Annotated in this window: 31 protein-coding genes; 6 read left to right on the forward strand and 25 right to left on the reverse strand. The window is 61.9% G+C overall.

The features are described from left to right. Positions 1 to 89: 89 nt before the first annotated feature. From HJA_RS09090 to cysK, 9 genes are all read right to left on the reverse strand, one after another. Positions 90 to 359 carry a hypothetical protein gene (locus HJA_RS09090; RefSeq protein ID WP_035581247.1) on the reverse strand — a complete coding sequence of 90 codons (270 nt, stop codon included), beginning with the start codon at positions 357 to 359 and terminating at the stop codon, positions 90 to 92. A gap of 47 nt (positions 360 to 406) precedes the next feature. After that, on the reverse strand, positions 407 to 712 hold the full coding sequence (locus HJA_RS18550) for a hypothetical protein (RefSeq protein ID WP_155839911.1): 306 nt from the start codon (positions 710 to 712) through the stop codon (positions 407 to 409). A 23-nt stretch (positions 713 to 735) separates the two neighbouring features. Then, on the reverse strand, positions 736 to 1,020 hold the full coding sequence (locus tag HJA_RS09095) for a hypothetical protein (protein WP_035581248.1): 285 nt from the start codon (positions 1,018 to 1,020) through the stop codon (positions 736 to 738). Between the two features lie 97 nt (positions 1,021 to 1,117). Continuing rightward, positions 1,118 to 1,414, reverse strand: coding sequence for a putative quinol monooxygenase (locus tag HJA_RS09100; RefSeq protein WP_035581251.1), 297 nt, complete (start codon positions 1,412 to 1,414; stop codon positions 1,118 to 1,120). Then, entirely contained in the window at positions 1,411 to 1,614 is a 204-nt protein-coding gene (locus HJA_RS09105) for a hypothetical protein (protein ID WP_035581253.1), read from the reverse strand. The genes HJA_RS09100 and HJA_RS09105 overlap by 4 nt, the downstream gene beginning before the upstream one ends. An 11-nt stretch (positions 1,615 to 1,625) precedes the next feature. Further along, complete coding sequence (gene leuD, locus HJA_RS09110) at positions 1,626 to 2,255, reverse strand: 3-isopropylmalate dehydratase small subunit (protein WP_035581255.1); 630 nt, start codon at positions 2,253 to 2,255, stop codon at positions 1,626 to 1,628. A gap of 10 nt (positions 2,256 to 2,265) precedes the next feature. After that, complete coding sequence (locus HJA_RS09115; RefSeq protein WP_035581257.1) at positions 2,266 to 3,120, reverse strand: VOC family protein; 855 nt, start codon at positions 3,118 to 3,120, stop codon at positions 2,266 to 2,268. Further along, complete coding sequence (locus tag HJA_RS09120) at positions 3,117 to 3,599, reverse strand: hypothetical protein (protein WP_035581259.1); 483 nt, start codon at positions 3,597 to 3,599, stop codon at positions 3,117 to 3,119. The genes HJA_RS09115 and HJA_RS09120 overlap by 4 nt, the downstream gene beginning before the upstream one ends. Positions 3,600 to 3,609: 10 nt before the next feature. Beyond that, positions 3,610 to 4,593 (reverse strand): cysteine synthase A, encoded by a 984-nt coding sequence (gene cysK / locus HJA_RS09125; protein WP_035581772.1) that lies wholly within the window; start codon positions 4,591 to 4,593, stop codon positions 3,610 to 3,612. Between the two features lie 134 nt (positions 4,594 to 4,727). Between cysK and HJA_RS09130 the strand changes: the two genes are divergently transcribed. Next, positions 4,728 to 5,078, forward strand: a complete 351-nt coding sequence (locus tag HJA_RS09130) for a DUF3147 family protein (RefSeq protein WP_035581774.1) — start codon at positions 4,728 to 4,730, stop codon at positions 5,076 to 5,078. Here HJA_RS09130 and leuC read toward each other — a convergent pair. The 3 genes from leuC to HJA_RS09145 form a co-directional block, all read right to left on the reverse strand. Beyond that, positions 5,075 to 6,472 carry a 3-isopropylmalate dehydratase large subunit gene (gene leuC, locus HJA_RS09135; RefSeq protein ID WP_035581261.1) on the reverse strand — a complete coding sequence of 466 codons (1,398 nt, stop codon included), beginning with the start codon at positions 6,470 to 6,472 and terminating at the stop codon, positions 5,075 to 5,077. The genes HJA_RS09130 and leuC overlap by 4 nt on opposite strands. Before the next feature lie 104 nt (positions 6,473 to 6,576). After that, the gene (locus HJA_RS09140; protein ID WP_051597542.1) at positions 6,577 to 8,592 is read right to left on the reverse strand and encodes a response regulator; all 2,016 of its coding nucleotides are present in this window, start codon (positions 8,590 to 8,592) and stop codon (positions 6,577 to 6,579) included. Between the two features lie 44 nt (positions 8,593 to 8,636). Beyond that, the gene (locus tag HJA_RS09145) at positions 8,637 to 9,641 is read right to left on the reverse strand and encodes an NAD-dependent epimerase/dehydratase family protein (RefSeq protein ID WP_035581263.1); all 1,005 of its coding nucleotides are present in this window, start codon (positions 9,639 to 9,641) and stop codon (positions 8,637 to 8,639) included. Positions 9,642 to 9,732: 91 nt separating this feature from the next. Between HJA_RS09145 and HJA_RS09150 the strand changes: the two genes are divergently transcribed. Further along, positions 9,733 to 10,644, forward strand: a complete 912-nt coding sequence (locus tag HJA_RS09150) for a LysR family transcriptional regulator (protein WP_035581264.1) — start codon at positions 9,733 to 9,735, stop codon at positions 10,642 to 10,644. 79 nt (positions 10,645 to 10,723) lie between these two features. Here HJA_RS09150 and rplS read toward each other — a convergent pair whose 3' ends face one another. Genes rplS through HJA_RS09175 form a run of 5 tightly spaced genes read right to left on the reverse strand, consistent with a single transcriptional unit; the run spans position 10,724 to position 13,563 of the window. Next, positions 10,724 to 11,287, reverse strand: a complete 564-nt coding sequence (rplS, locus tag HJA_RS18875; protein WP_035581266.1) for a 50S ribosomal protein L19 — start codon at positions 11,285 to 11,287, stop codon at positions 10,724 to 10,726. Further along, entirely contained in the window at positions 11,274 to 11,999 is a 726-nt protein-coding gene (gene trmD, locus HJA_RS09160) for a tRNA (guanosine(37)-N1)-methyltransferase TrmD (RefSeq protein ID WP_035581268.1), read from the reverse strand. The genes rplS and trmD overlap by 14 nt, the downstream gene beginning before the upstream one ends. Before the next feature lie 50 nt (positions 12,000 to 12,049). Further along, positions 12,050 to 12,655: a DNA-3-methyladenine glycosylase I gene (locus HJA_RS09165; RefSeq protein WP_035581270.1), complete on the reverse strand. Its 606-nt coding sequence runs from the start codon at positions 12,653 to 12,655 to the stop codon at positions 12,050 to 12,052. 5 nt (positions 12,656 to 12,660) lie between these two features. Continuing rightward, a complete protein-coding gene (locus HJA_RS09170) occupies positions 12,661 to 12,948 on the reverse strand; it encodes a YciI family protein (protein ID WP_035581271.1) in 288 nt (95 codons plus the stop codon). A 33-nt stretch (positions 12,949 to 12,981) separates the two neighbouring features. Beyond that, positions 12,982 to 13,563 carry a TetR/AcrR family transcriptional regulator gene (locus HJA_RS09175; protein ID WP_035581274.1) on the reverse strand — a complete coding sequence of 194 codons (582 nt, stop codon included), beginning with the start codon at positions 13,561 to 13,563 and terminating at the stop codon, positions 12,982 to 12,984. Between the two features lie 299 nt (positions 13,564 to 13,862). Between HJA_RS09175 and HJA_RS09180 the strand changes: the two genes are divergently transcribed. The 3 genes from HJA_RS09180 to HJA_RS09190 all read left to right on the forward strand — a co-directional run bounded on the left by HJA_RS09180 (position 13,863) and on the right by HJA_RS09190 (position 15,543). Next, the gene (locus tag HJA_RS09180; RefSeq protein WP_035581277.1) at positions 13,863 to 14,432 is read left to right on the forward strand and encodes a TMEM165/GDT1 family protein; all 570 of its coding nucleotides are present in this window, start codon (positions 13,863 to 13,865) and stop codon (positions 14,430 to 14,432) included. A 73-nt stretch (positions 14,433 to 14,505) separates the two neighbouring features. Further along, on the forward strand, positions 14,506 to 14,937 hold the full coding sequence (locus HJA_RS09185; RefSeq protein WP_035581280.1) for a hypothetical protein: 432 nt from the start codon (positions 14,506 to 14,508) through the stop codon (positions 14,935 to 14,937). A 63-nt stretch (positions 14,938 to 15,000) separates the two neighbouring features. Beyond that, positions 15,001 to 15,543: a hypothetical protein gene (locus HJA_RS09190; protein WP_035581282.1), complete on the forward strand. Its 543-nt coding sequence runs from the start codon at positions 15,001 to 15,003 to the stop codon at positions 15,541 to 15,543. Here HJA_RS09190 and HJA_RS18555 read toward each other — a convergent pair. Both HJA_RS18555 and HJA_RS09205 read right to left on the reverse strand, forming a co-directional pair. Further along, the gene (locus tag HJA_RS18555) at positions 15,527 to 16,147 is read right to left on the reverse strand and encodes a hypothetical protein (RefSeq protein WP_155839912.1); all 621 of its coding nucleotides are present in this window, start codon (positions 16,145 to 16,147) and stop codon (positions 15,527 to 15,529) included. The two genes, HJA_RS09190 and HJA_RS18555, sit on opposite strands and share 17 nt — an antisense overlap. 63 nt (positions 16,148 to 16,210) lie before the next feature. Beyond that, positions 16,211 to 16,537, reverse strand: a complete 327-nt coding sequence (locus tag HJA_RS09205) for a DUF6614 family protein (protein ID WP_035581289.1) — start codon at positions 16,535 to 16,537, stop codon at positions 16,211 to 16,213. Between the two features lie 58 nt (positions 16,538 to 16,595). On the opposite strand from HJA_RS09205, the gene HJA_RS09210 reads away from it, so the two are divergent. Then, the gene (locus tag HJA_RS09210) at positions 16,596 to 17,351 is read left to right on the forward strand and encodes a glycosyltransferase family 2 protein (RefSeq protein ID WP_035581292.1); all 756 of its coding nucleotides are present in this window, start codon (positions 16,596 to 16,598) and stop codon (positions 17,349 to 17,351) included. A gap of 86 nt (positions 17,352 to 17,437) precedes the next feature. On the opposite strand, the gene HJA_RS18000 is transcribed toward HJA_RS09210, so the two are convergent. The 6 genes from HJA_RS18000 to ffh all read right to left on the reverse strand — a co-directional run bounded on the left by HJA_RS18000 (position 17,438) and on the right by ffh (position 22,878). After that, entirely contained in the window at positions 17,438 to 19,081 is a 1,644-nt protein-coding gene (locus HJA_RS18000) for a beta/gamma crystallin-related protein (protein ID WP_051597543.1), read from the reverse strand. Positions 19,082 to 19,150: 69 nt separating this feature from the next. Further along, complete coding sequence (gene rimM / locus HJA_RS09220; RefSeq protein ID WP_035581295.1) at positions 19,151 to 19,699, reverse strand: ribosome maturation factor RimM; 549 nt, start codon at positions 19,697 to 19,699, stop codon at positions 19,151 to 19,153. Between the two features lie 53 nt (positions 19,700 to 19,752). Next, positions 19,753 to 20,463 (reverse strand): beta/gamma crystallin-related protein, encoded by a 711-nt coding sequence (locus HJA_RS18005; RefSeq protein ID WP_051597544.1) that lies wholly within the window; start codon positions 20,461 to 20,463, stop codon positions 19,753 to 19,755. A gap of 168 nt (positions 20,464 to 20,631) precedes the next feature. Then, entirely contained in the window at positions 20,632 to 21,075 is a 444-nt protein-coding gene (gene rpsP / locus HJA_RS18880) for a 30S ribosomal protein S16 (RefSeq protein WP_035581298.1), read from the reverse strand. Between the two features lie 37 nt (positions 21,076 to 21,112). Next, positions 21,113 to 21,424 (reverse strand): chorismate mutase, encoded by a 312-nt coding sequence (locus HJA_RS09240; RefSeq protein ID WP_035581301.1) that lies wholly within the window; start codon positions 21,422 to 21,424, stop codon positions 21,113 to 21,115. Beyond that, positions 21,421 to 22,878, reverse strand: a complete 1,458-nt coding sequence (gene ffh / locus HJA_RS09245) for a signal recognition particle protein (RefSeq protein WP_035581303.1) — start codon at positions 22,876 to 22,878, stop codon at positions 21,421 to 21,423. Before ffh ends, HJA_RS09240 begins: the two co-directional genes overlap by 4 nt. Positions 22,879 to 23,004: the final 126 nt, after the last annotated feature.

The raw sequence follows: 23,004 nt of genomic DNA on the forward strand, positions 1-23,004 counted from the left end.
CCTGTAGATTGCGCAAAACCAATGGGTGCGGCTCTACCCCCGCAGGGGCGCCCTGTCACCCATGGTTTTTGACGCAGACAGGCTTCGGATCAGCCGCCGAAACCTTCTTTCTTCGGCATCTGTCCTCGCTGGGACATCACACCATTGATCGCATTCTTGGCCGCTTCCCTGTCCCGCTCATCAATCTCGGCCCAGGTCGCCTTGTTGTTGCAGACGCGCTTGGGCAGAATCGTTCCGGACTCGGTGATCGAGCGGCATTCCATCTGAGCGCCTTCAGCGACGGTCATTTTTTCACTGGCGCCGCTGGCACAGGCGGTCAGGACCAGCCCGGCTGTGGCAGCAAGAATAAGTTTCTTCATGATGCAATTCCCTACAAATTAAAATCGTTCATGGTCCAATGCAGACGTCAGGAGCAGCTCCCCTCTGCCTGTGTCGAGCAGCCCGAGTTCAGACGCTGGAACTTGTCCGTCTGCTCTTTGGCGTTGGAATTTGTATAATCGTCGAAGGCGTCCCATGCCGCCTGCGTCTTGCAGGTCTTTTCCGCAAACCGGGTGCCGGTCACGGCTAATCTTCTGCAGATGACGTCTTCGCCATCCGCCGATACGAGATTGGATGTGTCCGTTTCACCGGCAGGCGCCGCAACAGGCGTTGTGCACGCCGCCGTTGCAGCGAAAAGGGCAAGCGCTGAAAATCCGTTCCGAACGTAACTCAAAGCTTGCCCCATTCTTTCAACGATCAGCCACCGGCATTGGTAGCAGCACCGGATCTGACGCGCTGGTAGCCGTCTGTCGATTCCTTGGCGTTACTATTGGTGTAAGCATCATACTGCTCCCACGCTTCGGCCGTCTTGCATTCCTTTTGCGGGAAGCGGGTGCCCGTCACCTTCATGCTGCGACAAACAAGCGGTTCGCCATTGGGACCGACATTGGCAGCCGCCGTCTGGGTGCCGGCAGCAGGTGTCGAACACGCCGTTGCCAACGCAGCCAGACCAAGGGCGGAGACACAGAAAATACGTTTCATGCATAAAATCCTTATTGTTGGACGATATGCCTAGCGGTTGCGTCCACGCGGCGCAATGCCCACGATTTCACTTTTTATACAATCAAAAAGAGAAACATCAAATGGCTTCCGGTTCAGCCTCATAAAGGCGCAGGGACCGGTCGGAGACGCCGAGGCCGGCAAATTCAGCACGCCATACCGCCATGTGCGGGGTCGCAAAATGCGCCTGCAGGGCTTCGCGGCTTTCCCAGCGTTCGGTCACCCGGATGAGCCCGGGGTCCAGCACATCGATACTGTAGGCATAATCGATACAGCCCGGTTCAGCGCGGCTTGCCCGGATCATGGTTTCCATGGCCGGCCGGGCGGCCTCGACCTTTTCCGGAGGAACCCTGACGCTGCCTTCTATGACGATCATGATCCTTGCTCCGCTTCGAGGCCGGCGTCGCCATCCGTCTGCTCTGCCGGAGCTGAATCAGGTGGCGGATCCTTCGGCAAGGTCACATTGACCTCCGGCTTCAGGGAAAACGGATCATTGTGACAGGCACCAAGGCCGATCAGGCCCAACATCAGCAGGATTGGTTTCACTCTGTCCGGCATCGGAAGCTCCCGTTTCATGCCGGCCCGCCTCAGCCTGCCGGCTCAAGCCATGGCATGGAGACTTTGCGCGTCGCCTCATAGGCATTGATGTCGCCTTCGGCCTGCAGAGAGGCGCCGATCTCGTCGAGCCCCTGCAGCAGATTGGATTTACGTCCCGGATCGACATCGAACGTATAGGTCTCACCGTCCGGCGCCGTCACGGTCTGCGTTTCGAGGTTTACCGAGAAGATATGGTTCGACCCGCCGGCCTGTTGCGCGAGTTTCTCACAGACATCCACTGGCAACCGCACCGGCAGGATGCCGTTCTTGTAGCAATTATTGTGGAAGATGTCGGCAAAGCTCGGCGCGATGATGACCGAAATGCCCTGGTCTGCCAGCGCCCAAGGCGCATGCTCACGCGACGAGCCGCAACCGAAATTTTCGCCCGCGATCAGAATGCCCGCCTTGCCGAATTCCGGCTTGTTCAGAACGAAGTCCGGATTCGGCGACCCATCGGCCAGCGTCTTCAGTTCATAGAAGAGGCCTTTGGACAAGCCGGTCCGTTCGGTCGTTTTCAGGAACTGTTTCGGGATGATCATGTCCGTGTCGACATTGGACATGGGCTTGCCCTTTTCGAGCAGCGGTGCGGCGGTTCCGGTGATTTCGGTAAACGGTGTCATGGGGGCGTTCTTACTTCGGCTCATGCGCAATGAAAAGCGTCGGAACACCCATTGTGCCATCGCGGACGGTGAAGACGCTTGAGCCGGGCTTGCGGCCTTTGCGCAGTTCCGAAACATTGAAGCCCGCTTCCGTCAGGCGCGCATGAGCGGCGGCAAGATCGGCCACTTCCCAGGTCAGGCCCCAGATCCTGTCCGGTCCTGCCGGGTCATGTGTCTCGCCCAACCGGTGGATCACCTCAAAGGTCAGCCCGCCGGTGCGGAAGAACAGGAAACGCGTCTTCCATTGCGGCGCATTGCGGTCGAGCGCGAGATCAAGGCCGAGCCGCGCGCCGTAAAGCCCGAGCGCCCGGTCAGGGTTCGGCGTGTCGATGACGATATGGTCCAGCGAGATCACCGCGCCTTCCGGATCGTTCTGGCTGGGCAGCGGGGTATCCGGCTGGACCAGGAAGGTCTTCACGCCGGCTGTTTGCTCATCGGTGCAACGGAAACGCTTCCAGCTCCGCGCCGTACCGTCCAGCCTATTGGTACTCTCACCCGGGATGACTTCATGCGGCTCCATGCCCCGCCGCGTGAGTTTGTGATGGGCGGTTTCAATATCAGCCGTCCCGAAGGCCAGCGTCTTCAGGCCGGGGCCTTCTGCTTCGATAATTTCCCGCAGCCTGTCAGCCACCGGCCCGTCCCCGGCAGGCGCCATCAGTTCGAGACTGGTGTTGGCGACCTTGAAAATCGCCGTCGCGGCGCCGCCTTCCGCCTCCGCGCGCCAGACTGGCGGCCGGCCCAGCAGGCTTTCATAGACAGCCGCACCAGAGTCGATCTCGGGCACGACAAGCACGATATGGTCGAGGCCGGTCACAAGCTGGCTCATGTCTTTTTCTTCTTCCTGTCTTTCTTTCCAAACCGCTTGCGGCGCGGAAACGGCATGACGCGCAGCTGTTCGCCCTCATGGGCAAGCGCCACGAGCCGCCCCTCCCCGTCCAGCCACGCCTCGCCGTCCAGTTCACCCTGCTTTCGCAGCTTGCGCACGCGCCGGGAAATGCGCAGCGGCGTGATCCATACCTCGTCTCCAACGGTGACTTCCGCGAGATAGGCCGCCGATTCCCCGTCGGATGTCCGGTTGATCTCGAAGACCACAGGCTGGGAGGCCCCCGTTTCCAACACCGCCGCGCGGCGCCGGTCGAAGCGCAGGGAGAACCAGGCCATGACGATCAGATAAACACCGAACCCGGCCAACAGCAGCTGCACCCAGCCGGACACGTCCAGCCGGATCATCGCATCCAGCCCTGCGGCCATCGCCAGCATGACGAGGCCAAGGATGAACAGGGCGAGGGTATGGAGCGCGATCACGCAGAGACGTTTACAGGCCTTCGAACAGGGCCGTCGAGACGTAACGCTCGGCAAAGCTCGGCAGGATCACAACCAGCGTCTTGCCCGCCATGTCTTCCCGGCTGCCATATTTCACGGCCGCCGCAGCCGCCGCGCCCGACGAGATGCCGCCCGGAATACCTTCCAGCTTCGCCAGCAGGCGGGCCGTTTCCATGGCTTCCTCATTGTCGACCTGCACCACATCGTCGATCAGGCTTGTGTCGGCATTGCCGGGCACAAAGCCGGCGCCAATGCCCTGGATCATGTGCGGGCCGGGATCACCACCAGACAGAACCGGACTGCCCGAGGGCTCGACGGCAATCATTTTCAGGCCCGGCTTCTTTGCCTTCAGCACGCGGCCGCATCCTGTGAACGTGCCACCCGTGCCGATGCCGGCGATCACCGCATCGACGGCGCCGTCTGTATCGTTCCAGATTTCCTCGGCCGTCGTTTTTTCATGGATCGCCGGATTGGAAGGATTGTCGAACTGGCTGGGCATGACAGCACCCGGTGTCGAGGCGATGATTTCCTGCGCCTTGGCGATGGCTCCGCCCATGCCCTTCTCTTTCGGCGTCAGCTCCAGCTGCGCACCCAGATAGGCCAGCATCCGCCGCCGCTCGATCGACATGGATTCCGGCATGGTCAGAATCAGCTTGTAGCCGCGTGAGGCCGCCACGAAGGCGAGACCGATGCCTGTGTTGCCAGACGTCGGCTCCACCAGTGTCCCGCCGGGCTTCAGCTTGCCGGAGGCTTCCAGCTCCAGGATCATGTTCAGACCAATCCGGTCCTTCACACTGGCCAGCGGATTGAAGAATTCGCATTTGAACAGGAGGTTCGCCTTGATGCCCTTTTCAGCGGCGAATTTTGGCGCGGCCACCAGCGGCGTCGCGCCGACCGTTTCAAGAATGGACGCATAGGTCCGCCCACGCGGGCCATCCAGCGTTACATTCCCGGGTAGTTTCACAGCTCCAGCCATCACGTCCTCCATATCGGTTTTGCGGAGACTATCCGCCCGCGGCGACGAGGAGGCAACTGAAAGCTCGGTTTAGGACGGACCTCACCAATCGGTCAGGCATTGCCGGGGTGCCGGTGCACATGCAAGTCTTCGCCATGATCTACCTGCTTCTCAAAGCCCTGATCTCGGGCGCGATTGTCGCGATCGTTTCGGAAATCTCGAAACGGTATCCCGGCGCGGGGGCCCTTGTGGCATCCCTGCCGCTTGTTTCCGTTCTGGGCATGATCTGGCTCTGGCGGGACAAACCGGACATTGAGAACATGGCGGCACATTCGGCCGCCACTTTCTGGTATGTGCTGCCCAGCCTGCCGATGTTTCTGCTGATCCCGGTCCTGCTGAAACAGGGCTGGTCCTTCTGGCTTTCACTCGTCGCAGGTTGTGTCCTCACCATCGCGCTCTACCTCGCGATGACATGGATCGGTCCGCGCTTCGGGCTGAAGCTTTAGCCGATCACGCCCGTGATGGCGGCTTTCGCGGCGAGGGCCGGGCTCATGAGGTGGGTGCGGCCGCCGCGGCCCTGACGGCCTTCGAAGTTGCGGTTCGAGGTCGAGGCACAGCGTTCGCCCGGTGACAGGATATCCGGGTTCATGCCGAGACACATGGAACAGCCCGGCTCGCGCCATTCGAAGCCGGCTTCGATCAGGATCTGGTCGAGGCCTTCTTCCTCCGCCTGCGCCCGGACGAGGCCCGAGCCCGGTACGACCATGGCGCGCACACCCTCTGCCACCTGATTGCCCTTTGCGATCTCGGCGGCCGCACGCAAATCCTCGATGCGGGAATTGGTGCACGAGCCGATAAACACGCGCTGAACCGGCGTGCCCGCAATCGGCTTACCGCCCTCAAGGCCCATATAGGTCAGCGCACGTTCGCAGGCGGCAGCTTTAACCGGATCGGAGAAGTCCTCCGGCTTCGGAATAATACCTGAGACCGGAATACCCTGTTCCGGGCTGGTGCCCCAGGTGACCGTCGGCTCAACGTCTTCCGCATTGATTTTGACGACATGGTCGAACACGGCGTCTTCATCCGTGTAGAGCGTCTTCCAGAAACTTTCGGCCACTTCCCAGGCCCCGCCCTTCGGGGCTGACGGACGGCCCTTCAGATAGGCGAAGGTCTTCTCGTCCGGCGCAATCAGGCCTGCACGGGCGCCGCCCTCGATGGAAAGATTACACAGCGTCATGCGCCCTTCCATGGTAAGGTTCCGGATCGCCTCGCCGCGATATTCCATCACACAACCCGTGCCGCCAGCTGTGCCTATCTGGGCAATGATGTGCAGCGCCAGGTCTTTCGCCGTCACGCCCGGCTTCAGCTTGCCGGTCACTTCGATGGCCATGTTCTGCATCTTCCGGGCGCGAAGCGTCTGAGTCGCCAGCACATGCTCCACTTCGGATGTACCGATACCGTGCGCCAGCGCGCCGAACGCGCCATGCGTGGACGTGTGGCTATCGCCGCAGACGATCGTCATGCCCGGCTGGGTCCGGCCCTGCTCCGGCCCGATCACGTGGACGATGCCATTTCGGATGTCGCCCATCGGGAAGATTTCGATCTTGTACTCTTCCACATTGCGCATCAGCGTTTCGAGCTGGTTGCGTGCTTCCGGGTCTTTGACACCGGCAAGGCCGGCCGCCTGGTTCTCCGTCGGCGTGTTATGGTCCGGCGTCGCAAGCGTCAGGTCCGGACGGCGCACACTGCGCCCGGCGGCTTTCAGCCCGGCAAAGGCCTGCGGCGTGGTCACTTCGTGGATCAGGTGCAGATCGATATAGAGAAGGCTTTCCCCCGACGCCTCATCGGTGTGCACCAGATGCGCATCCCAAATCTTGTCGTAGAGTGTCTTGCCTGCCATGGGCCGAAAATTCCCTGTCTGTAGAAGATTATTGCGCTCAAACGCGCAACTCAGCGCGTCTCGTGCAACACACGAGGCACCGCGTCAATGTGTCAGATGACCGGTCAGGCGACCCGGTGCACCGTTCTGCGGGCCCATGTCTCAACCGCCTCCAGCAATTCCGCCTTGTCGAGCGGCTTGGTCAGCACGGCATCCACGCCGCGGGTAAGGAAATCCTGCCGCTCCTCGGTCATGGCATGGGCTGTCACGGCAATGATGGGGGTCGGCGGGCGGCCGCCGGAACTTTCAAAATCGCGAATGACCCGCGTGGCCGCAAGCCCGTCCATCACCGGCATGGAGACATCCATCAGCACCAGGGCGTAGGCATTCTGGCGGAAGAGCTCGACCGCCTCCTCCCCGTTTGCTGCAAAGTGCAGCTCATAGCCGCTTGTCCGCAAAAGCCCGGCAATGACGCGCTGGTTCACGTCATTGTCTTCAGCAATCAGGATCCGCCCGGCAGACAGGGACATGCCGGACCGCACCGCCCGGGCGGGCCTGGCCGGCGCCTCCGGGCGCGGGGCTTTGGCGGGCCTCTGGCGTTCTGTCCCCTGGAATGCCTGGGCAACGGTTTCTCCCAGAACGCCGCTGCGGAGAGGCTTCACGAGGAAGGCGCTGACCCCGGTTTTCAGGAAGGCCTCTTTGACCTCGGCAGAATCTACCGAGGAAACAACCACGATCTTCAGCCGGTTGAAGGCCGGTTTGGACCGGATCATCTGCGCGACCCGCAGGCCATCTATGTCCGGCATCTGGAAATCCAGCACCAGCAGGTCGTAGGGCTCGCGGCGGTTGTACGCGTCGGCAAGGCGGCGCAGACCCGCCCGCGGATCCATCTCATGGTCCGAGCGGATGCCATACAGGGCCAGCTGGCTGGCGGAGATGCGGCAGTTCAGCGAAATGTCGTCAATCACCAGCGCGCGGAGATGGCTGAGGTCTGCCCGCTCGACCGGCTCCAGAAACAGGCGCGGCTCATCGTCCGCAATCGGCAGGGTCAGCTCCACGCGGAAGGTCGACCCGACGCCGAAAGTCGAGGTCACGCCGATCTCGCCTGCCATCGCCTCAACCAGGCTGCGGCAGATGGAGAGCCCGAGCCCCGTGCCGCCATAACGGCGCGTCGTCGACGCGTCGGCCTGTTCGAACTGGTGGAAGACCGTATCCAGCTTGTCTTCCGGGATGCCAACGCCGGTGTCATCCACGGTGATGGCCAAATGGGCATATCCGCCCTGGCCCGATCCGGCGATGCGGACCAGGACATGACCTTTGGTCGTGAATTTGATCGCATTGCCGACAAGATTGGTCAGGATCTGACGGATACGACCGGCATCACCAATGACTTCGTCCGGCACGTCGCGCGAAATATCGGTGATCAGCTCGATCCCCTTCTCGTTCGCACCGGACCCCAGCAAGGCGGCCACATCGTCCAGAACACCGGACAGTGAGAACGGCTCAGCATCGATCTTCAGCCTGCCTGCCTCGATCTTCGAGAAGTCTAGAATGTCATTGATGACCGTCAGCAGCGCCTCACCGGACCGCTCGATCATTTCAACGATCTCGACCTGTTCTTCGTCCAGCGCCGTGCGCCGAAGCACCTGAGACATGCCAAGGACGCCATTCATCGGTGTCCGGATCTCATGGCTCATATTGGCAAGAAATTCCGTCTTGGATTTTGACGCGTTAAGCGCAATCTGGCGTGCTGTTTCCAACTCTGCCGCCTGCTGCTTCGTCTCAGTCACATCCGTCAGGATACCAATAATATATGTATGGCCGTCTGCACCCTCGGTGCAGGACGCGGTGATCTCCATCCAGCATGTATCGCCCGCGGCATTGGTGACCTGCTCGGTCTGGACGTGGCCTTCAGGTGCCCCAAGGGCGAGATCTGCCAGTTCGCCGAAGAGGCCGGGCCGGTCTACAGGGAAATTGTCCTGCCCCCCGGCACCGATAAGCGCGTCGCGGGATTGTCCGGTGAAGCGGCAGAAGGCCTCATTTACCTCGACCCAGACATGATCAGCGCGCCGGATAAAAACGGGATTGGGCAGGAGATTCAGCGTCTCCGTCAGCAATCCGGTTTTGGCATCGCCAGTCATCGGTTCCAGTACTCCCCACAGGAGGAGATGACATCACACAGGCCTCAACAATCCCTTAAGTTGAACTCCTGCCGGGTCTGCGCCGTTGAGGGGAGACAATCCATCTTTTCCAGTGTCTTCGACAGTGCAGCATGGAGCGGTGTGTGCGGCTCCTCGCCAAGGAAATCCGTCAGTTTTCGATTGTCGAGGCGCACCGGCACGTCCCAGAGATATTTCATCTCCGCCAGTTCCCGGAACAGGGACACAAAGGGCGACAGCGCCAAAAGAACAAACCACGGAAAACCGCGAACCGGGGCATCCGGCGCACCGGCCGCAAAGCGGATTGCGTCTGCAAATTCCCGGCCGTCCTCGAACCAGTGGCCGTCGAAATGGAATGTTTCGAATGCGGACATTTCCCTGTCCCTGTCGATCAGCCGGGCAACTGCCTCTCCATAATCCGGCAGGTAGGCCCAGGCATGGCCTACGCCCTTCCGCCCCGGCCACATTACAGATGTCACCGGCTTGCCCGACTTTACGAGCCCCTGAGAGAACCAGGAGTTGCCTGTGCTGTGCGGCCCGAAAAAGTCCCCTGCCCGCACGATCAGCACACGCGTCCCCTGTCCTGCGGCGTGCTGGAGACGCTGCTCCATCTCCACGCGGATCGCGCCCTTTCGGGTGCGCGGGGTCTGCGGATCGCTCTCTTTCAGCAGGGGGAAGACGTCCGGGCCATAATTATAGACCGTGCCCGGAAACATGATCCGCGCGCCAGTGGCCTTTGCGGCGGCGATCGTATTTTCCAGCATCGGCAAAGCGAGGCCCTGCCAGTTCCGGTAGCCCGGCGGGTTCACCGCATGGACGATCAGCTCTGCATTGATCGCGGCATCGGCCACGTCGGCGGCATTCATCGCATCACCTCGCAGCCAGTCTGCATAAGGCAGCAGCGTCTGGCCGTAATCAGGCCGGCGGCTGAGCGCTCGGATCTGCCAGCCCCGGCGATGAAGGGCTCCGGCGATTTCATAGCCTGCCCCGCCTGTGGCCCCGAGGACGAGCGCTGTGCGTGAAGGGTTCATGGAAGGTCTCCTTTGCGTCGGCAGGGCAAAGGTGCTCGCGATCCCTGATAAAGAAAATTGCGATATTTTATGTACCGGCTATAGAAAAATAGTGGAACAGCTACCCCTCTCCTGGGACCATTGCCGGTCTTTCCTCGGCGTCTGGCGCACGGGCAGCCTGTCTGCTGCCGCACGGGCCAGCGGCCTGACCCAGCCCACCGTCGCCCGCCACATTACCCTGCTGGAAGAAGCGCTTGGCGGCGGCGCCCTGTTCATCCGCTCCCCACACGGCCTCTCGCCAACAGATCTGGCCGGCGCGCTCATTCCCCATGCGCTTGCCATGGAAGCAGCTTCCGCCGCCATGTTGCGGACCGCCTCCGGCGCGGAGGGCGGGATTTCAGGCGCCGTCCGGATCAGCGCCAGCCAGATCATCGGTGTGGAAGTCCTGCCCGGCATGCTCACCCGCTTCAGTGCGGATTATCCCGGCATCGACTTCGAACTCGTCGCCACGAACGAAACGTCAGACCTGCTGCGCCGCGACGCCGACATTGCGGTGCGCATGGTGCGTCCCGCCCAGGGGGCGCTGGTGGCGCAGAAAGCCGGCAACATCCAGCTCGCCATGTATGCCCACAAAGACTATCTCGCCCGGCGCGGTCGCCCGGAGACGGTCGACGCCCTACAAGACCACGCAATTATCGGCTTCGACCAGCAGACAGCCGGCATTCAGGCGCTGCAGAGCATCGGCATGCCCCTGAAGCGGGAGATGTTTGCATTCCGGACAGACAATGACGTCGCCCAGCTTGCCGCGATCCGCGCAGGTTTCGGCATCGGAATTTGCCAGCCCAATCTGGCGCGGGGAAATCCGGACCTCATCCGCCTCTTCCCGGAAGAGATGAGCTTCAGCCTCGAGACCTGGATCACCATGCACGAAGACCTTCGCGGCAACCGCCGTATGCGTCTCGTCTTCGACCATCTCGTGTCGGAAATGACAGCCTATGCCAAGGCGAGCACCGGGCTGCATTGAACCGTAAAACGAAAACGCCCCCGCCATTCGGCAGGGGCGCTTATCATTTTGCCAATGGCAGATCTGGGGCAGTAGAGGACTATTCCTCTGCGCCGCCCTCTGCAGCTTCTGCGGCGGCTTCGGCCTCAGCGGCGGCAGCGGCCGCGGCATCTGCTTCGGCTTTTGCCTTGGCAGCGGCTTCGCGCTCTTTAGCAGCGGCTTCCTTGCGGGCAGCCTTTTCGGCGTCCTTCTGGCGGCGGCGCTCGGTTTTCGAGACGGCGATCTCAACCTGCTCGATGCCGTGGCCGGTGGTCCGCTCGGCGATACGGGCACCCTTACCGCGCAGGCCGCGCAGATAGTAGAGCTTGGCGCGGCGAACGCGGCCCTTACGCTTCACTTCGATCGACTCGATCATCGGCGAAACCAGCGGGAACACACGCTCCACGCCTTCACCGAAAGAGATCTTACGGACCGTGAAGCTCTCGTTCACGCCAGCGCCCGAACGAGCAATGCACACGCCTTCAAAGCGTTGCACGCGCTCACGGTCGCCTTCCGTAATGCGGACGTTCACGGCCAGCGTGTCACCGGGCGAGAAAGCCGGGATTTCTTTGCCGCCGAGGACGCGGGAAACTTCTTCTGCGTCCAGCTGTTCAATAATGTTCATCGCCTGTCTCCGGCGCTTGGATATCGTGGGTTTCGGAGTAAGCGGCGTATAAATCGGGGCGGCGTTGCTTTGTCAACGCCTTTGCGCTGTTCAAACGCCATTCTGCGATGCGTTTGTGATCTCCGGACAGCAGGACATCCGGAGTCCCGTAAGGGCCCCACTGCCGCGGCAGCGTATACTGGTCATGTTCCAGGAGGCCATTCTCGAAGGATTCCTCACTCAAGGAGTCTGCATTGCCAGCCACGCCGGGTAGCAGCCGCACCACCGCCTCGGTCAGCGCCATGGCTGCCACTTCTCCGCCCGCAAGCACGAAATCGCCCATCGAGACCTCCTCCAGGCCGTGGGTTTCGATCACCCGCTGGTCGAGGCCTTCGAACCGGCCACAGAACATGACGAGGCCGGGGCTTTCCGCGTATTCCCGCGCCATTTCCTGTGTGAACGGCTTCCCGCGCGGGGAGAGATAGATGAGATGCTTGTTCGTCGTGACGATACTGTCGAGCGCGGCGGCAGCCACATCGGGGCGCAGCACCATGCCCGCCCCGCCCCCGGTCGGCGGCGCATCGACATTGCGATGCTTGCCGAGGCCGAACTCGCGCAGCTGGATCGTTTCCCAGTCCCAGATGCCTTCCTTGCGCGCCCTTTCCAGGATGGACACGCCAAGCGGGCCCGGAAAGGCCTCGGGAAACAATGTGATGAAAGTCGTCTCGAACATGCGCTGCCTTTAGCGCAGCCGTGCGGCGCCGTCACCTTCCTGCCGCTGCCTCAGGGCCGAACGAAAGCTTTCCGGGCCTGCGCCACCTTCCGCCTGACAACGCAGCCCTCTGCATGATCGTTGACCAGACCCATCGCCTGCATGAAGGCGTAGACCGTCGTCGGCCCGACGAATTTCCAGCCCAGCTTCTTCAGGTCTTTCGACAGGGCGACAGAGGCGTCCGAAACAGAGACCGTCTGCGGCGCCGGCAGCGCGGCCGGGTCGGGCTCGTACTTCCAGATAAAGGCCGCGAGCGAGCCGTGGCGGTCCACCATCTCCCCCGCCCGCGCGGCATTGTTGATCACGGCCTCGATCTTGCCCCGGTGGCGCACGATGCCGGCATCGCCCAGAAGGCGCACCACATCCTTGTCGCCATAGCGGGCGACCTTGTTGAAATCGAACCCATCGAAGGCAGCCCGGAAATTCTCCCGCTTTGCCAGGATCGTCCGCCAGCTGAGGCCCGACTGGAACGCCTCAAGGCTCAGCTTCTCGAACAGGCGCCGGTCATCGGCGACCGGGAAGCCCCATTCGGTGTCATGATAGGCAAGAAAATCCGGCGCCGCCGCGCACCAGGCACAACGCTGTTTGCCGTCCTCTCCCCTGATCGTGCGGCTCATGACGGTCAGGCCTTCAGGAAGTCCAGGCGCGGATCTGTCCGCGCGGGGGTGATTTCCAGCACGTCTGCCGTCACCACGCCTTCGGCGACAAACGGGTCAGCTGCGATGCGGGCGTCCAGCGCCTCGCGCGTCGTGCCGTGGGCGAGGATGCCGCCGCCGGCATTCGGCTGCAGGGAGCCGGCGGCGAGGAACACGCCTGCCTCGAAGCCCTCCCGGATCCAGGCATTGTGCCCGTCCATAAGGTCCGGGGCTTTCGATTTGTTGCCGGAGAATTTCAGTAAAACGACATACATCGGGCGTGTCCTTCTTGATGCGGAGGATTGATACTATTGGAGCCGGCCCGGCGTCTGCGCCGAGAGCCAGGTACACATCTCCTGAACTTCCGCCTCGACAAAAGCCTTGTCGCGAAGGGCGCTTGCCAGCGTCGCGACGCCCTGGCTGCGCGCCAGAAGGTGCAGAGCCAGCTGGTCGGCATCGCCCGGCTTATGACCCATCAGGGCGAACTGGCGCGCAAGCCAGTGCCGGAACAATGAGAAGAGTCCTGTCGCCCCGGCCTGCGACGGATGGCCAAGCTTGGCCAGCTCGCTGGTCAGCGTCCCGACCGGGCAGCCAAACGCCATGATCTTCGTCTGGTTCACGATCAGGATCTGGATGAAGCTGGTAATGCGCTCGACGGGCCCTGCCCCTTCGGCTTCCCACCCGTCCAGCATGGCCTGTGTGTTTTCCAGACGCTGCCGGATGACGGCGTCGAGAATCTCGTCCTTGCTCCGGAAGTGGTAATAGAAATTACCCCGGGAGATCTGCACCTCTGCTGCGATGTCCGCGAACGAGGTGTGCTCGAACCCGCGCTCATAGAACAGCTGGTCCGCCGCCTCTACGATCTGCGCTCTTGTATCCGTCGCCGCCATGCTGGTGCTCTCAAGATTTGGACAATTGTCCTACAGCGCCATTAGGACAATTGCCCTAATGCGTCAAGCGCGCCCTTGCCTTCACCGGCAATCCCGTCTAACTCCGCCCCGTCATCTGGGGAGTAGCCAGCCGCCGAAAGGCGGGCTTCCGTGTCAACATACTCGGCTGAGAGGCCGTGGTGCGGAAGGGGCGGTCACCACCGTCCGGGCGAGACCAATGACGCCGCCTCCTGCCCTGCCGGGCCGGGGAGTGCGGTGTCGTTGGACTCGAACAAGGCCCGGCATGGAGACCCGTTTCAATGGAAGCCCTGTTTACATCCACCGCCGTCGTTGCACTGGCCGAGATCGGCGACAAGACGCAGCTGCTCGCCATCCTGCTGGCCACCCGGTTCCGCACGCCGCTGCCAATCATCCTCGGCATCCTGGTGGCGACGCTGGCCAATCACTTCCTGGCTGCTCTTGTCGGCGCGAGTGTCGCCAATATTCTGGACGGCGAATGGTTCCGCTACATCATCGCTGCCTCTTTCGTGATCATGGGTATGTGGACCCTGATCCCCGACCAGCTGGATGATCTGGACGACAAACCGACCCGGTTCGGCGCCTTCTTTGCAACACTCATCGCCTTCTTCCTGGTGGAGATGGGCGACAAGACACAGCTGGCAACGATCGCCCTCGGCGCCCGTTTCGACCAGATCATCTGGGTCACCGCCGGTACCACGCTGGGCATGATGCTGGCCAATGTCCCGGCCGTGTTCCTTGGCCATGAACTGATCGAGCGTGTGCCCCTGAACATTGTGCGTTTTATCGCAGCTGCCCTGTTTGTGGTGATCGGTGTCTGGCTGGCCGCGCAGACAGCCGGCTGGGTGTGACCAGACAAGTGTTGACAAAATTTCCCATGAAATCAAAAGTGGAAATGTAGAGTTCGTTAGTGGGGAATCAAAAATGGACAGGCTTTTTCCGGAAATCACATCCGTGGGGGATGTGATGCGTCTGGCAAAAGGCGGCGCGATCGCCGGATTGGTGTTCGTCTGTCTGATCCTGCTCGACAGCTTTCTTGGCGGGTCTGCGTTCGGTGGCTCCGGCGCAGGTCTGCAGGGGGCCGGCGCCAGCCCGGCCATCCAGCTCCTTCTCACTGGCGCAGAGATCGCCGTCATCCTCGTTCTGGCCTGGCGCGTTTCGACCGGGCGCGGCCTGGTCAGCGCCATCCTGCTGATGGCGCTGTTCTTCCTGTGTGCCCTGTCAGGCATTGATGGCGGCCTCTTCGGCGTTGCGTGGACCATCGCCTATTTCGGCCTTGGCCTGCTGATGCTGAATGCCATCCGCGCCTGCCTGCGCCACGACGCCTTCATGGCGGAGGCCGCCCGGACGAATTGACCTTCCCTCGGCACTGGCGCTTGATGGTGCCAGTCCTGGCGTGAGTCCTGGGGAGGATCAGACATGCTCGACACCATCGCCACCATTGCCAACATTTTTGCGTCCGCCGCCGTTGTGCTGACGCTGGTCTTTATCGGCATCCAGCTGAAGCAGAATGCGGAACTGACGCGCATGGCCGCGGCGCAAACCTCCGCCCAGATGATGTCCACCAATCTTGGCCGGATCATCGAAAGTCCGGATCTCGCCGAACTGATCACCAGAGAGGGCGCACCGGAAAGCTGGTCCCGGCCCGAGCGGCTCCGGGCAACCAATTTCCTGTCGGCCAGTTTCCGCCATTATGAAGTTCTGCATACGCACAGACGCTTCGGCGTATTCGAGGAAGAATTATGGGGCGGCACCGAAGCCCGCCTGCGCGACAGCCTCGATTCCGCCGCCATTCGTGACTGGTGGCAGGAGTCCAAACCCTTCTACGCCAAAAGCTTCGTCGCCTATGTCGACGAAATCGTCGCGGAGTGGGAAGCTATCGAAGCGATTGCGGGGATGGGGGATGGGAAATTAAAGGGCGGTGATAGCGAAGCGGGTCCATCAGCTAAGTTGGCAGATTAGCCTTTATAAGGACCAAATACTTTCCTGCGAATACTAGCTGATCAATCTGAAGCAGCGTGAGAATGAGTATCGATATTTCTGCAATAAATTTGAACAACTTACCGATAACACTGCCTTCTGCGGCAGCTCTGTTGAAACCTGCGGCGCCTATCAGCGCAAAAGGAAGGCTCGCCAACCACCCAACCAATTTCCAGGCCCACCAAAGTGGATTTAAGGTTCTAATCAACGCACTCAAAAAGTCCCGGTCATATACACCTACTGCCGCCTCAACGGCATCGGTCACAAAGTGCGGATCCATTTGGTATCTATAGAGTCGGAATAAATTTGCGATTGGGTCCATATTATGGACACGACCGCCAGCAATGGGTGCATCCTGATATCTTACAATGGAGTGGCACCCAGCATCAATGATCGCTCTCTGAACATCCGTGATCAGATAGTTGAGCTTTACTCTATTTTGTTGAGCTACATTGCCCTCCACTACTTCCCCGCCGTGGCCGTGGGCTGTCAGATCATTGTAATATCCGACAAAAAGTTCGTGGAACTCTTTGAGTAATTTTGCACGCCGTCGATTCGACCATAATGGCAGGTTTTTATAGCCCAAAATTTCCCCTTTTTGGGTTTGTCTGCACCAAGATTTCTACTTATGTGATTCTCTGTGGCTCCGTCACCCCCAATCCGGCCAATCGCGGAACAGGCCGAACTTTACGTTCGTGACCATAGCATTGGCGGCGAAGTGCATCTCATCCACGGGTCCTTTGCGCGATGCTGCCACACGAAAGGCTTCGTCCAGCTGGGCGAGGTCCCGCGTTTCAATCATGACATCGAACTCCCGGACTGTATCGGGGCGCAGGCCCAGCTTGCAGCGCATCAGTCTCCAGCTCTCGATTTGTCCATCTCCCTTCAGCCTATTTAGAAATGCTCGTAGCGCTGCCACGAAGGCCCGCTCGTCCGTGCCGGGCTTCAGATCGAACCAGATGTGATAGATGTCCATTGCAAATCACTCGCAAATAAGTTTGCCGGAAGGCCCAGTCTTCTATACGGGAAGGTATATGTCCGCGACCCCCGCCCTCTCTGTCATCATTCCCTTTTTCAATGAAGCGGGAAACGTGCATCCCGTGATCGACGAAGTGCACGAACAATTGGTGGGCATTCCGTTTGAGATCATCTGCGTCAACGACGAGTCTTCGGACGCAACCGCAACGGAGCTGGCCGAGGCAAAAGCGAAGCATCCGGATACGGTTTTTGTATTCAGCCACATCCAGCGCCGGGGCAAGTCCGCTGCGTTGTTCACCGGTCTGAAAGCTGCACGCGGTGAGTGGGTCCAATTATTGGATGGAGATGGCCAGAACGATCCTGGCGACACGGCCCGCCTGTGGAAGGCAATTATTGCCCCTGGCGCCCCGGGCCGGCTCGGCATCATCGCGGGCAAGCGAAACAGCCGCAACGATTCCGGCTTCAAATGGGTGCAGTCACGCGTCGCCAACGGCGTGCGCCGCTTCGTGCTGCAAGATGATGCGACCGATACGGGCTGCGGCTGGAAGCTGATCCGCACGGCGGCCTTCCGCGATCTGCCCTATTTTGCCTCCATGCACCGCTTCCTGCCGGCGCTGATCAAGCGGGCGGGATGGGATGTGCGCGAGGAGCTGGTGAATGACCGGCGGCGCCTCGCAGGGGAGTCGAAATACGGCTTCCTCGGGCGGCTGGGTGCCGGGATCTTTGACCTGATCGGCATGTTCTGGCTGGTCCGCCGGGGCGGCTATGGCATCGCCAGAGAGTGGAACGACCCGCGCGCCGGTCAGGACTGAGCGGCGACGCACCAGACATACAGGGACCATTCTATAAATGGTCCCTACATGGTCTTTTCATGGTGTTCTTTATTGCCTTTTGAGACCTAGTCCTGCGTCCGTGTCGGACGGCCTGAGCTGCGCATGGCAGGCGGGCGCGTATCCTGTTTCGGCGCAGCCTGGGGCGCCGGGCGCGGCGCACTGGCCCGCGGCGGTGGTGACGGCGCAGGACGCGAAACTGGAGCCCTGGCCTGTGGCGGCGGGCTCGACGGCCTCGGCCGGCTGACAGGCGCATTGATCTGCGGCGCCGGCGTACGGACAGGGACAGGTGTCGCCGGCCGGCGCGTCACGGGCGTGGGCGTCGAATCCGGACGGCCACCGCCGCGCAGGGCTGGCGGGCGCGTGTCCCGGCCCGGCGTGACGCGCACATCAGGCCTTGTCGGGGTCAGGGTCCGTGGCGAGCCTGGGCGGCTGACGGGCGTCGTCGTGGACGGGCGCTCAATCCGCGGGCGAACAGGTGCGGGCGTGCCCCCGCCGCGGCTGGCCGGTCCGCCGACAAGGCCCGGATCCCTGCGGCGTTCCACGCGGCGGTCTCCCGGCCGGCGGTCAGGCTGCGGCGTTACCGAGCCCCGGCGCGACGGCGGTGTAACTGCAGCAGGCGTTGCAGGCGGCGTACCCCGCAGTGCGGGCGGAAGACTGCCGACCTGGGGCGCATCGCCCCGGCGCCCGTCACGGCCACTTCCGTCGCGGCCTGATCCGTCCCGGCCCGTGCCACCACGACCCGTCCGGTCACCGCGGCGGCCATCCCGGTCATGCCGGTCCCACCGGTCATGTCCGGTGCTGCCGACCGGGCGGATCGAGGAGATGTTGTCGTTGAGACGCAGGCCGTTCAGCCGGTCCACCGACGCATCGATAATCTGGCAGCGGCCCTGAAAATTGGCGTGTTCGCACACTTCCCATTGGCCGGACCGGATCTGGATCGAGGATACATTATCGTTGAACCGGTAGCGGCTGAGGTCGCGGATGCCGCGATTGATGCCAAGAGAGGCACCGCGGTCATAGGAGTCCGTATAGAGGGTTACTGCCGCGTCCCGCGCGCCATAATGGCCCCGCAGCGGCGGGTGGTCCCGGCGGTAATAAGTCGAGGAATAATAAGGTCTTGAATAGCCGCCCCAACCAAACCCATAGGGGTCATAGCCGAGCCGGGGGTCGTAGTACCCATACCGCCGGTAATCGGGCGAATAGCCGTAATGATAGACCTGGATCGAGGTCGAAGCACCATAGCCATAGCTGTAGGTGTCATAACCATACTGCTCGTCGTCGACATACCGGATGTAGCCATTCTCATCGCGAACGAACATCAGGCCATGCTCGGCATCTGTATATTCATATACAGGACGCACCGATGAGATCTCACCGGAAAGGCCATACCAGGCAAGGTCCGGCACGTCATAGCGCAGGAACACGCAGCGGCCGGTGAAGTCGCTGTGCTGGCAGACCTCCCACTGACCGGCCAGCACTGCGATGGAGCGTGCCCGGTCGTTGAACTGGAGGTTCGGCAGCGCATGGATCGGGTCGTATATCTCGCGCACCTCGCCAGTATAATTGGCGCCGCTGTAAAGGATCAGCGTTGGCGGACCATCATCCACAGCCGGGTCGTAGCTGTAGGCTTCTGTATCAGCCAAGGCGCCGCCAGCCATCGCAATCGGGGCGGCGAATACGGCCAGGAGGCGGAGGAATGTCTTCATCATCGGCCAAACTTTCACATCGTCTTGTGGAAAGTATGGCAAATCCTGTCTGAACGGCCCGCAACAAACGGATCAGGCCTCTGGCGGCCTTTCCTCGTCTTCCCTGGCGAGCCATTCGTCCAGAGTCGCGACCACGACGCGGCGGGCGGCGAGATCCACAACCGGGACATCGGCCAGGGTGAAAGGCACGAACACGCTGCCGCCGCCGACAAGGTCGATGTCCAGCAGGTCCCCTGCCCCGAAATCCTGCACCGCCCGGATACGCCCGGCCCGCTCGCTGCCGCCGGTGTAGACGTCCAGCCCGACGAGATCCTCAATGTAGAACTCGTCCTCATCCGCATCCGGCAGGCTGGCGCGTGGCACATGCAGGAGCGTGCCCCGCATGGCGTCCCAGTCTTCCTTCTGCTTCTGCTCTTTTGGGCGGACGATGAAATGGTCTTTCCCCGGACGGGCCGATTTCGGGGTCAGGATCACCTTGCCGGTCTCATCCAGTAATGGACCGAAATCGAAAACGGCGTCCGGGTCTGCGGTGAAACTCTTCACCCGCACATCACCGCGAACGCCATGGGCGCCCTTCAGGACGCCCACCACGATCAGTCTTTTGTCTGCAGTTTCGCTCATTCCGCCCTGTGTAGCGGCGCGCGCGCCAAGGGCAAGCGGCAGGTGCTGCCGCCTTAGCGCCAACGGCTGTAGCGGCGGATGGACGAGATATTGTCGTTCATCCGGATCGGTTTCAGGTCACCGGCTCCGGCGGTCAGGATTTCGCAGCGGCCGCGGTAGTTGGCGTGTTCGCAAACCTGCCAGGTGCCGCCGCTGACATAGAACGAACTGGCCTTGTCGTTGAACCGGTAGTAGCTGAGATCCGGCACGTCCTGGCTGATCTCGATGGCCGGGCCGCGCTGGTTGGAATCCGGGAAAAGGACAAGCCCCTGCCCGCCGCCCCAGCGGTCGCCGCCGCGCCAATGGTCCCTCCGGTCTTCCCGGCGGCCATCCCGCCAGCCGCGATCATAGGCGGCCGGACGGAGCGACGAGATATTGTCGTTCAGGCGGTAGTCGTTCAGCTGGGCCGTGCTGGCATCGATGATTTCGCAGCGGCCACGGAAATCTGCGTCCACGCACACTTCCCACACGCCGCGGTTGATCACGATGGAGGACGCCCGGTCGTTAAACCTGTAACGGTCAAGACGGGGCATGGCGCCATCCACCCGGATTGCCTCTCCGCGGAAACCGGCATCGGCGTAGAGCACGGCGGCGCCCTGGCGTCCCTGAAAGTCACCGCCGCGCCAGGTATCATGCCCGCCGCGATAATCGGCGCTGGCTGGCATGGCGAGTGTGGCAAAGCCCGCTGCGAGGGCGAGGACAGAAACGAGGGATGTGGTCTTCATGACAGGCTCCTTTCGGGACAGGCCGCTTTTAGGCAAAGCGATCTGAACCCCCTCAGGGTTCCCCGTTATCCTGCATTCAGCTTCGAGACCGGTTTCGGGCCCCATACGGAAAAGGCCGGCACCCTGATGGATGCCGGCCCTTCCATGGCTTGCCAGATGGCAGGCTGTTTATTCGGAAGCGGCTTCTTCAGCCGGGGCTTCCTCAGCCGGAGCCTCTTCGGCCGGAGCGGCAGCGGCTTCAGCAGCCGCTTCTGCGGCAGCAGCAGCTTTTTCTTCACGCTCCTTGGCGCGTTCCTGGGCTTTCTTGCCCGGCTCACCCTTGTTCGGGTTGTTGCCGTGCGTCCAGGCCACGATCGGCTTGCCGTCGACTTCGAGCTGCGACAGGAAGCGGGCGACACGGTCGGTCGGCTGGGCGCCCTTGCGGACCCATTCAGCGGCTTTCTCAGCGTCGATGTTCACGCGGTTTTCCGAGTCTTTCGGCTGGCGCGGATCATAGGTGCCGATCTTCTCGATGAAGCGGCCGTCACGCGGGGCGCGCGCGTCGGCAACAACGACGGAATAGAAAGGGCGTTTCTTGGACCCGCCGCGGGCGAGCCGGATTTTGAGGGCCATGGGGTGATCTCCTGTGTACTGGCGTCTCTGCTATGTTCTAGTCGGCCTCAAGGCCGCGGATATGCTCATGATGGCGGATGACTTCCGCCACGATGAAATTGAGGAATTTCTCGGCAAAGGCCGGGTCGAGCCCGGACTCCTGCGCCATCTGGCGGAGCCGTTCGATCTGTTCTGCCTCGCGGGTTTTGTCTGCGGGCGGAAGATTGTGCTGGGCTTTCAGCTTGCCGACCTGCTGGGTCAGCTTGAAGCGTTCGGCCAGCGTGTGCACGAGGATCGCATCGAGATTGTCGATACTGTCGCGGAACTGGTTCAGCTGGAACTTGGCCAGCGTCGTGTCGATGTCGGTCATTTCTTTTTACCCCCCAACAGGTCGCCCATGCCCGGCGGCAGCGATCCGCCGCCAAGGCCCGGCAATTGCTGCCCGCCCATTTTTGCAAGATCCGCCTGCGAAATGCCGGCCTGCTGCGCCATGTTCAACATGTTCTTCATGCCGCCCTTGGTGCGCATCTTCTTCATCATGCCGGCCATCTGCTGGTGCATTTTCAGAAGCTTGTTCACGTCCTGCACCGTGGTGCCGGAGCCGGCGGCAATCCGCTTGCGGCGCGAAGCGTTGAGCAGCGCAGGTTTCGCGCGCTCTGCCTTGGTCATGGAGGAAATGATCGCCTCCTGACGTTTCAGGACATTGTCGTCGAGATTGGCCGATTCCATGGCCTGCTTGGCCTTGCGGGCGCCGGGCAGCATGCCCATCAGGCCGCCGAGGCCGCCCATCTTCTGCATCTGGCGCAATTGGTCGGCGAGATCGTTGAGGTCGAAGATGCCCTTGCGCATCTTCTCCGCCATCCGCTCTGCCTTTTCGGCGTCCATCTGCTCGGCGGCCTTTTCGACCAGCGAGACGATGTCCCCCTGCCCGAGGATACGGCCGGCCACACGCTTCGCATCGAAGGCATCGAGCCCGTCGAGCTTCTCGCCGACACCGAGGAATTTGATCGGCAGGCCGGTGACCGCGCGCATGGAGAGCGCTGCACCGCCGCGGCCGTCACCATCCATCCGGGTCAGGACAAGACCTGTCAGCGGCAGACGCTCATGGAAGCGCCGCGCGGTTTCGACAGCGTCCTGACCGGTCAGGGCGTCTGCAACGAGCAGCGTTTCCTGCGGCCGGGCGATCTCTGCGATCTCGGCCGCTTCGGTCATCATCTGTTCGTCGATGCTGGTCCGGCCGGCGGTATCGAGGAAGAGGACGTCATAGCCGCCGATCTTTGCGGCGTTCAGCGCGCGGCGGGCGATGTCTGCCGGCAGCTGGCCCTGAACGATCGGCAGCGCGCTGACATTGTCGCCGCACTGGTCTGCGAGGATCGCCAGCTGTTCCATGGCCGCCGGGCGGCGCACGTCGAGCGAGGCGAGCAGGACTTTTTTGCGGCCCTTCTCAGACAGGCGCTTGGCCAGCTTGCCCGTCGTGGTCGTTTTACCGGAGCCCTGCAGGCCCGCCATCATCACGACAGCTGGCGGCGTATCAACGCGCAGGCTGGTGTCGGCCTCTTCCCCGCCGAGCATCTCAACAAGGCCGTCATAGACGATCTTGATGACCTGCTGGCCGGGCTTCACGGAGCGGATGACTTCCTCGCCCACGGCGCGGGTCTTCACCTTGGCGATGAAGTCCTTGACCACGGGCAGCGCGACGTCTGCTTCCAGCAGCGCAACACGGATTTCGCGCAGCGCTTCAGACACATCCTTCTCGGAAAGCGCACCGCGCCCCGTCAGATTGTCGAATATGCCGCCGAGCCGTTCGCTGAGGGCGTCAAACATCGCGTTACTCCTTATGCCGTCTGTCAGAACCGTCCTGACATGGGCGCTGATTGGCTTCAACGCAAAGACCAAGAGCCCCGCTGAGCGACACTTCGCCGGGCGGGGGGCCTCGCTGTCCTCACGGGA

The sequence above is a fragment of the Hyphomonas jannaschiana VP2 genome (assembly GCF_000685215.1).
GTDB classification, from domain to species: Bacteria; Pseudomonadota; Alphaproteobacteria; order Caulobacterales; family Hyphomonadaceae; genus Hyphomonas; species Hyphomonas jannaschiana.

What these genes read in the sequence shown, in the direction of transcription:
- HJA_RS09090 (WP_035581247.1), bottom strand. Translation starts at nt 359, where the DNA reads ATGAAGAAACTTATTCTTGCTGCCACAGCCGGGCTGGTCCTGACCGCC.
- HJA_RS09095 (WP_035581248.1), bottom strand. Translation starts at nt 1,020, where the DNA reads ATGAAACGTATTTTCTGTGTCTCCGCCCTTGGTCTGGCTGCGTTGGCA.
- HJA_RS09100 (WP_035581251.1), bottom strand. Translation starts at nt 1,414, where the DNA reads ATGATCGTCATAGAAGGCAGCGTCAGGGTTCCTCCGGAAAAGGTCGAG.
- HJA_RS09105 (WP_035581253.1), bottom strand. Translation starts at nt 1,614, where the DNA reads ATGAAACGGGAGCTTCCGATGCCGGACAGAGTGAAACCAATCCTGCTG.
- leuD (WP_035581255.1), bottom strand. Translation starts at nt 2,255, where the DNA reads ATGACACCGTTTACCGAAATCACCGGAACCGCCGCACCGCTGCTCGAA.
- HJA_RS09115 (WP_035581257.1), bottom strand. Translation starts at nt 3,120, where the DNA reads ATGAGCCAGCTTGTGACCGGCCTCGACCATATCGTGCTTGTCGTGCCC.
- cysK (WP_035581772.1), bottom strand. Translation starts at nt 4,593, where the DNA reads ATGGCTGGAGCTGTGAAACTACCCGGGAATGTAACGCTGGATGGCCCG.
- HJA_RS09130 (WP_035581774.1), top strand. Translation starts at nt 4,728, where the DNA reads ATGATCTACCTGCTTCTCAAAGCCCTGATCTCGGGCGCGATTGTCGCG.
- leuC (WP_035581261.1), bottom strand. Translation starts at nt 6,472, where the DNA reads ATGGCAGGCAAGACACTCTACGACAAGATTTGGGATGCGCATCTGGTG.
- HJA_RS09140 (WP_051597542.1), bottom strand. Translation starts at nt 8,592, where the DNA reads ATGACTGGCGATGCCAAAACCGGATTGCTGACGGAGACGCTGAATCTC.
- HJA_RS09145 (WP_035581263.1), bottom strand. Translation starts at nt 9,641, where the DNA reads ATGAACCCTTCACGCACAGCGCTCGTCCTCGGGGCCACAGGCGGGGCA.
- rplS (WP_035581266.1), bottom strand. Translation starts at nt 11,287, where the DNA reads ATGAACATTATTGAACAGCTGGACGCAGAAGAAGTTTCCCGCGTCCTC.
- trmD (WP_035581268.1), bottom strand. Translation starts at nt 11,999, where the DNA reads ATGTTCGAGACGACTTTCATCACATTGTTTCCCGAGGCCTTTCCGGGC.
- HJA_RS09165 (WP_035581270.1), bottom strand. Translation starts at nt 12,655, where the DNA reads ATGAGCCGCACGATCAGGGGAGAGGACGGCAAACAGCGTTGTGCCTGG.
- HJA_RS09170 (WP_035581271.1), bottom strand. Translation starts at nt 12,948, where the DNA reads ATGTATGTCGTTTTACTGAAATTCTCCGGCAACAAATCGAAAGCCCCG.
- HJA_RS09175 (WP_035581274.1), bottom strand. Translation starts at nt 13,563, where the DNA reads ATGGCGGCGACGGATACAAGAGCGCAGATCGTAGAGGCGGCGGACCAG.
- HJA_RS09180 (WP_035581277.1), top strand. Translation starts at nt 13,863, where the DNA reads ATGGAAGCCCTGTTTACATCCACCGCCGTCGTTGCACTGGCCGAGATC.
- HJA_RS09185 (WP_035581280.1), top strand. Translation starts at nt 14,506, where the DNA reads ATGGACAGGCTTTTTCCGGAAATCACATCCGTGGGGGATGTGATGCGT.
- HJA_RS09190 (WP_035581282.1), top strand. Translation starts at nt 15,001, where the DNA reads ATGCTCGACACCATCGCCACCATTGCCAACATTTTTGCGTCCGCCGCC.
- HJA_RS09205 (WP_035581289.1), bottom strand. Translation starts at nt 16,537, where the DNA reads ATGGACATCTATCACATCTGGTTCGATCTGAAGCCCGGCACGGACGAG.
- HJA_RS09210 (WP_035581292.1), top strand. Translation starts at nt 16,596, where the DNA reads ATGTCCGCGACCCCCGCCCTCTCTGTCATCATTCCCTTTTTCAATGAA.
- HJA_RS18000 (WP_051597543.1), bottom strand. Translation starts at nt 19,081, where the DNA reads ATGATGAAGACATTCCTCCGCCTCCTGGCCGTATTCGCCGCCCCGATT.
- rimM (WP_035581295.1), bottom strand. Translation starts at nt 19,699, where the DNA reads ATGAGCGAAACTGCAGACAAAAGACTGATCGTGGTGGGCGTCCTGAAG.
- HJA_RS18005 (WP_051597544.1), bottom strand. Translation starts at nt 20,463, where the DNA reads ATGAAGACCACATCCCTCGTTTCTGTCCTCGCCCTCGCAGCGGGCTTT.
- rpsP (WP_035581298.1), bottom strand. Translation starts at nt 21,075, where the DNA reads ATGGCCCTCAAAATCCGGCTCGCCCGCGGCGGGTCCAAGAAACGCCCT.
- HJA_RS09240 (WP_035581301.1), bottom strand. Translation starts at nt 21,424, where the DNA reads ATGACCGACATCGACACGACGCTGGCCAAGTTCCAGCTGAACCAGTTC.
- ffh (WP_035581303.1), bottom strand. Translation starts at nt 22,878, where the DNA reads ATGTTTGACGCCCTCAGCGAACGGCTCGGCGGCATATTCGACAATCTG.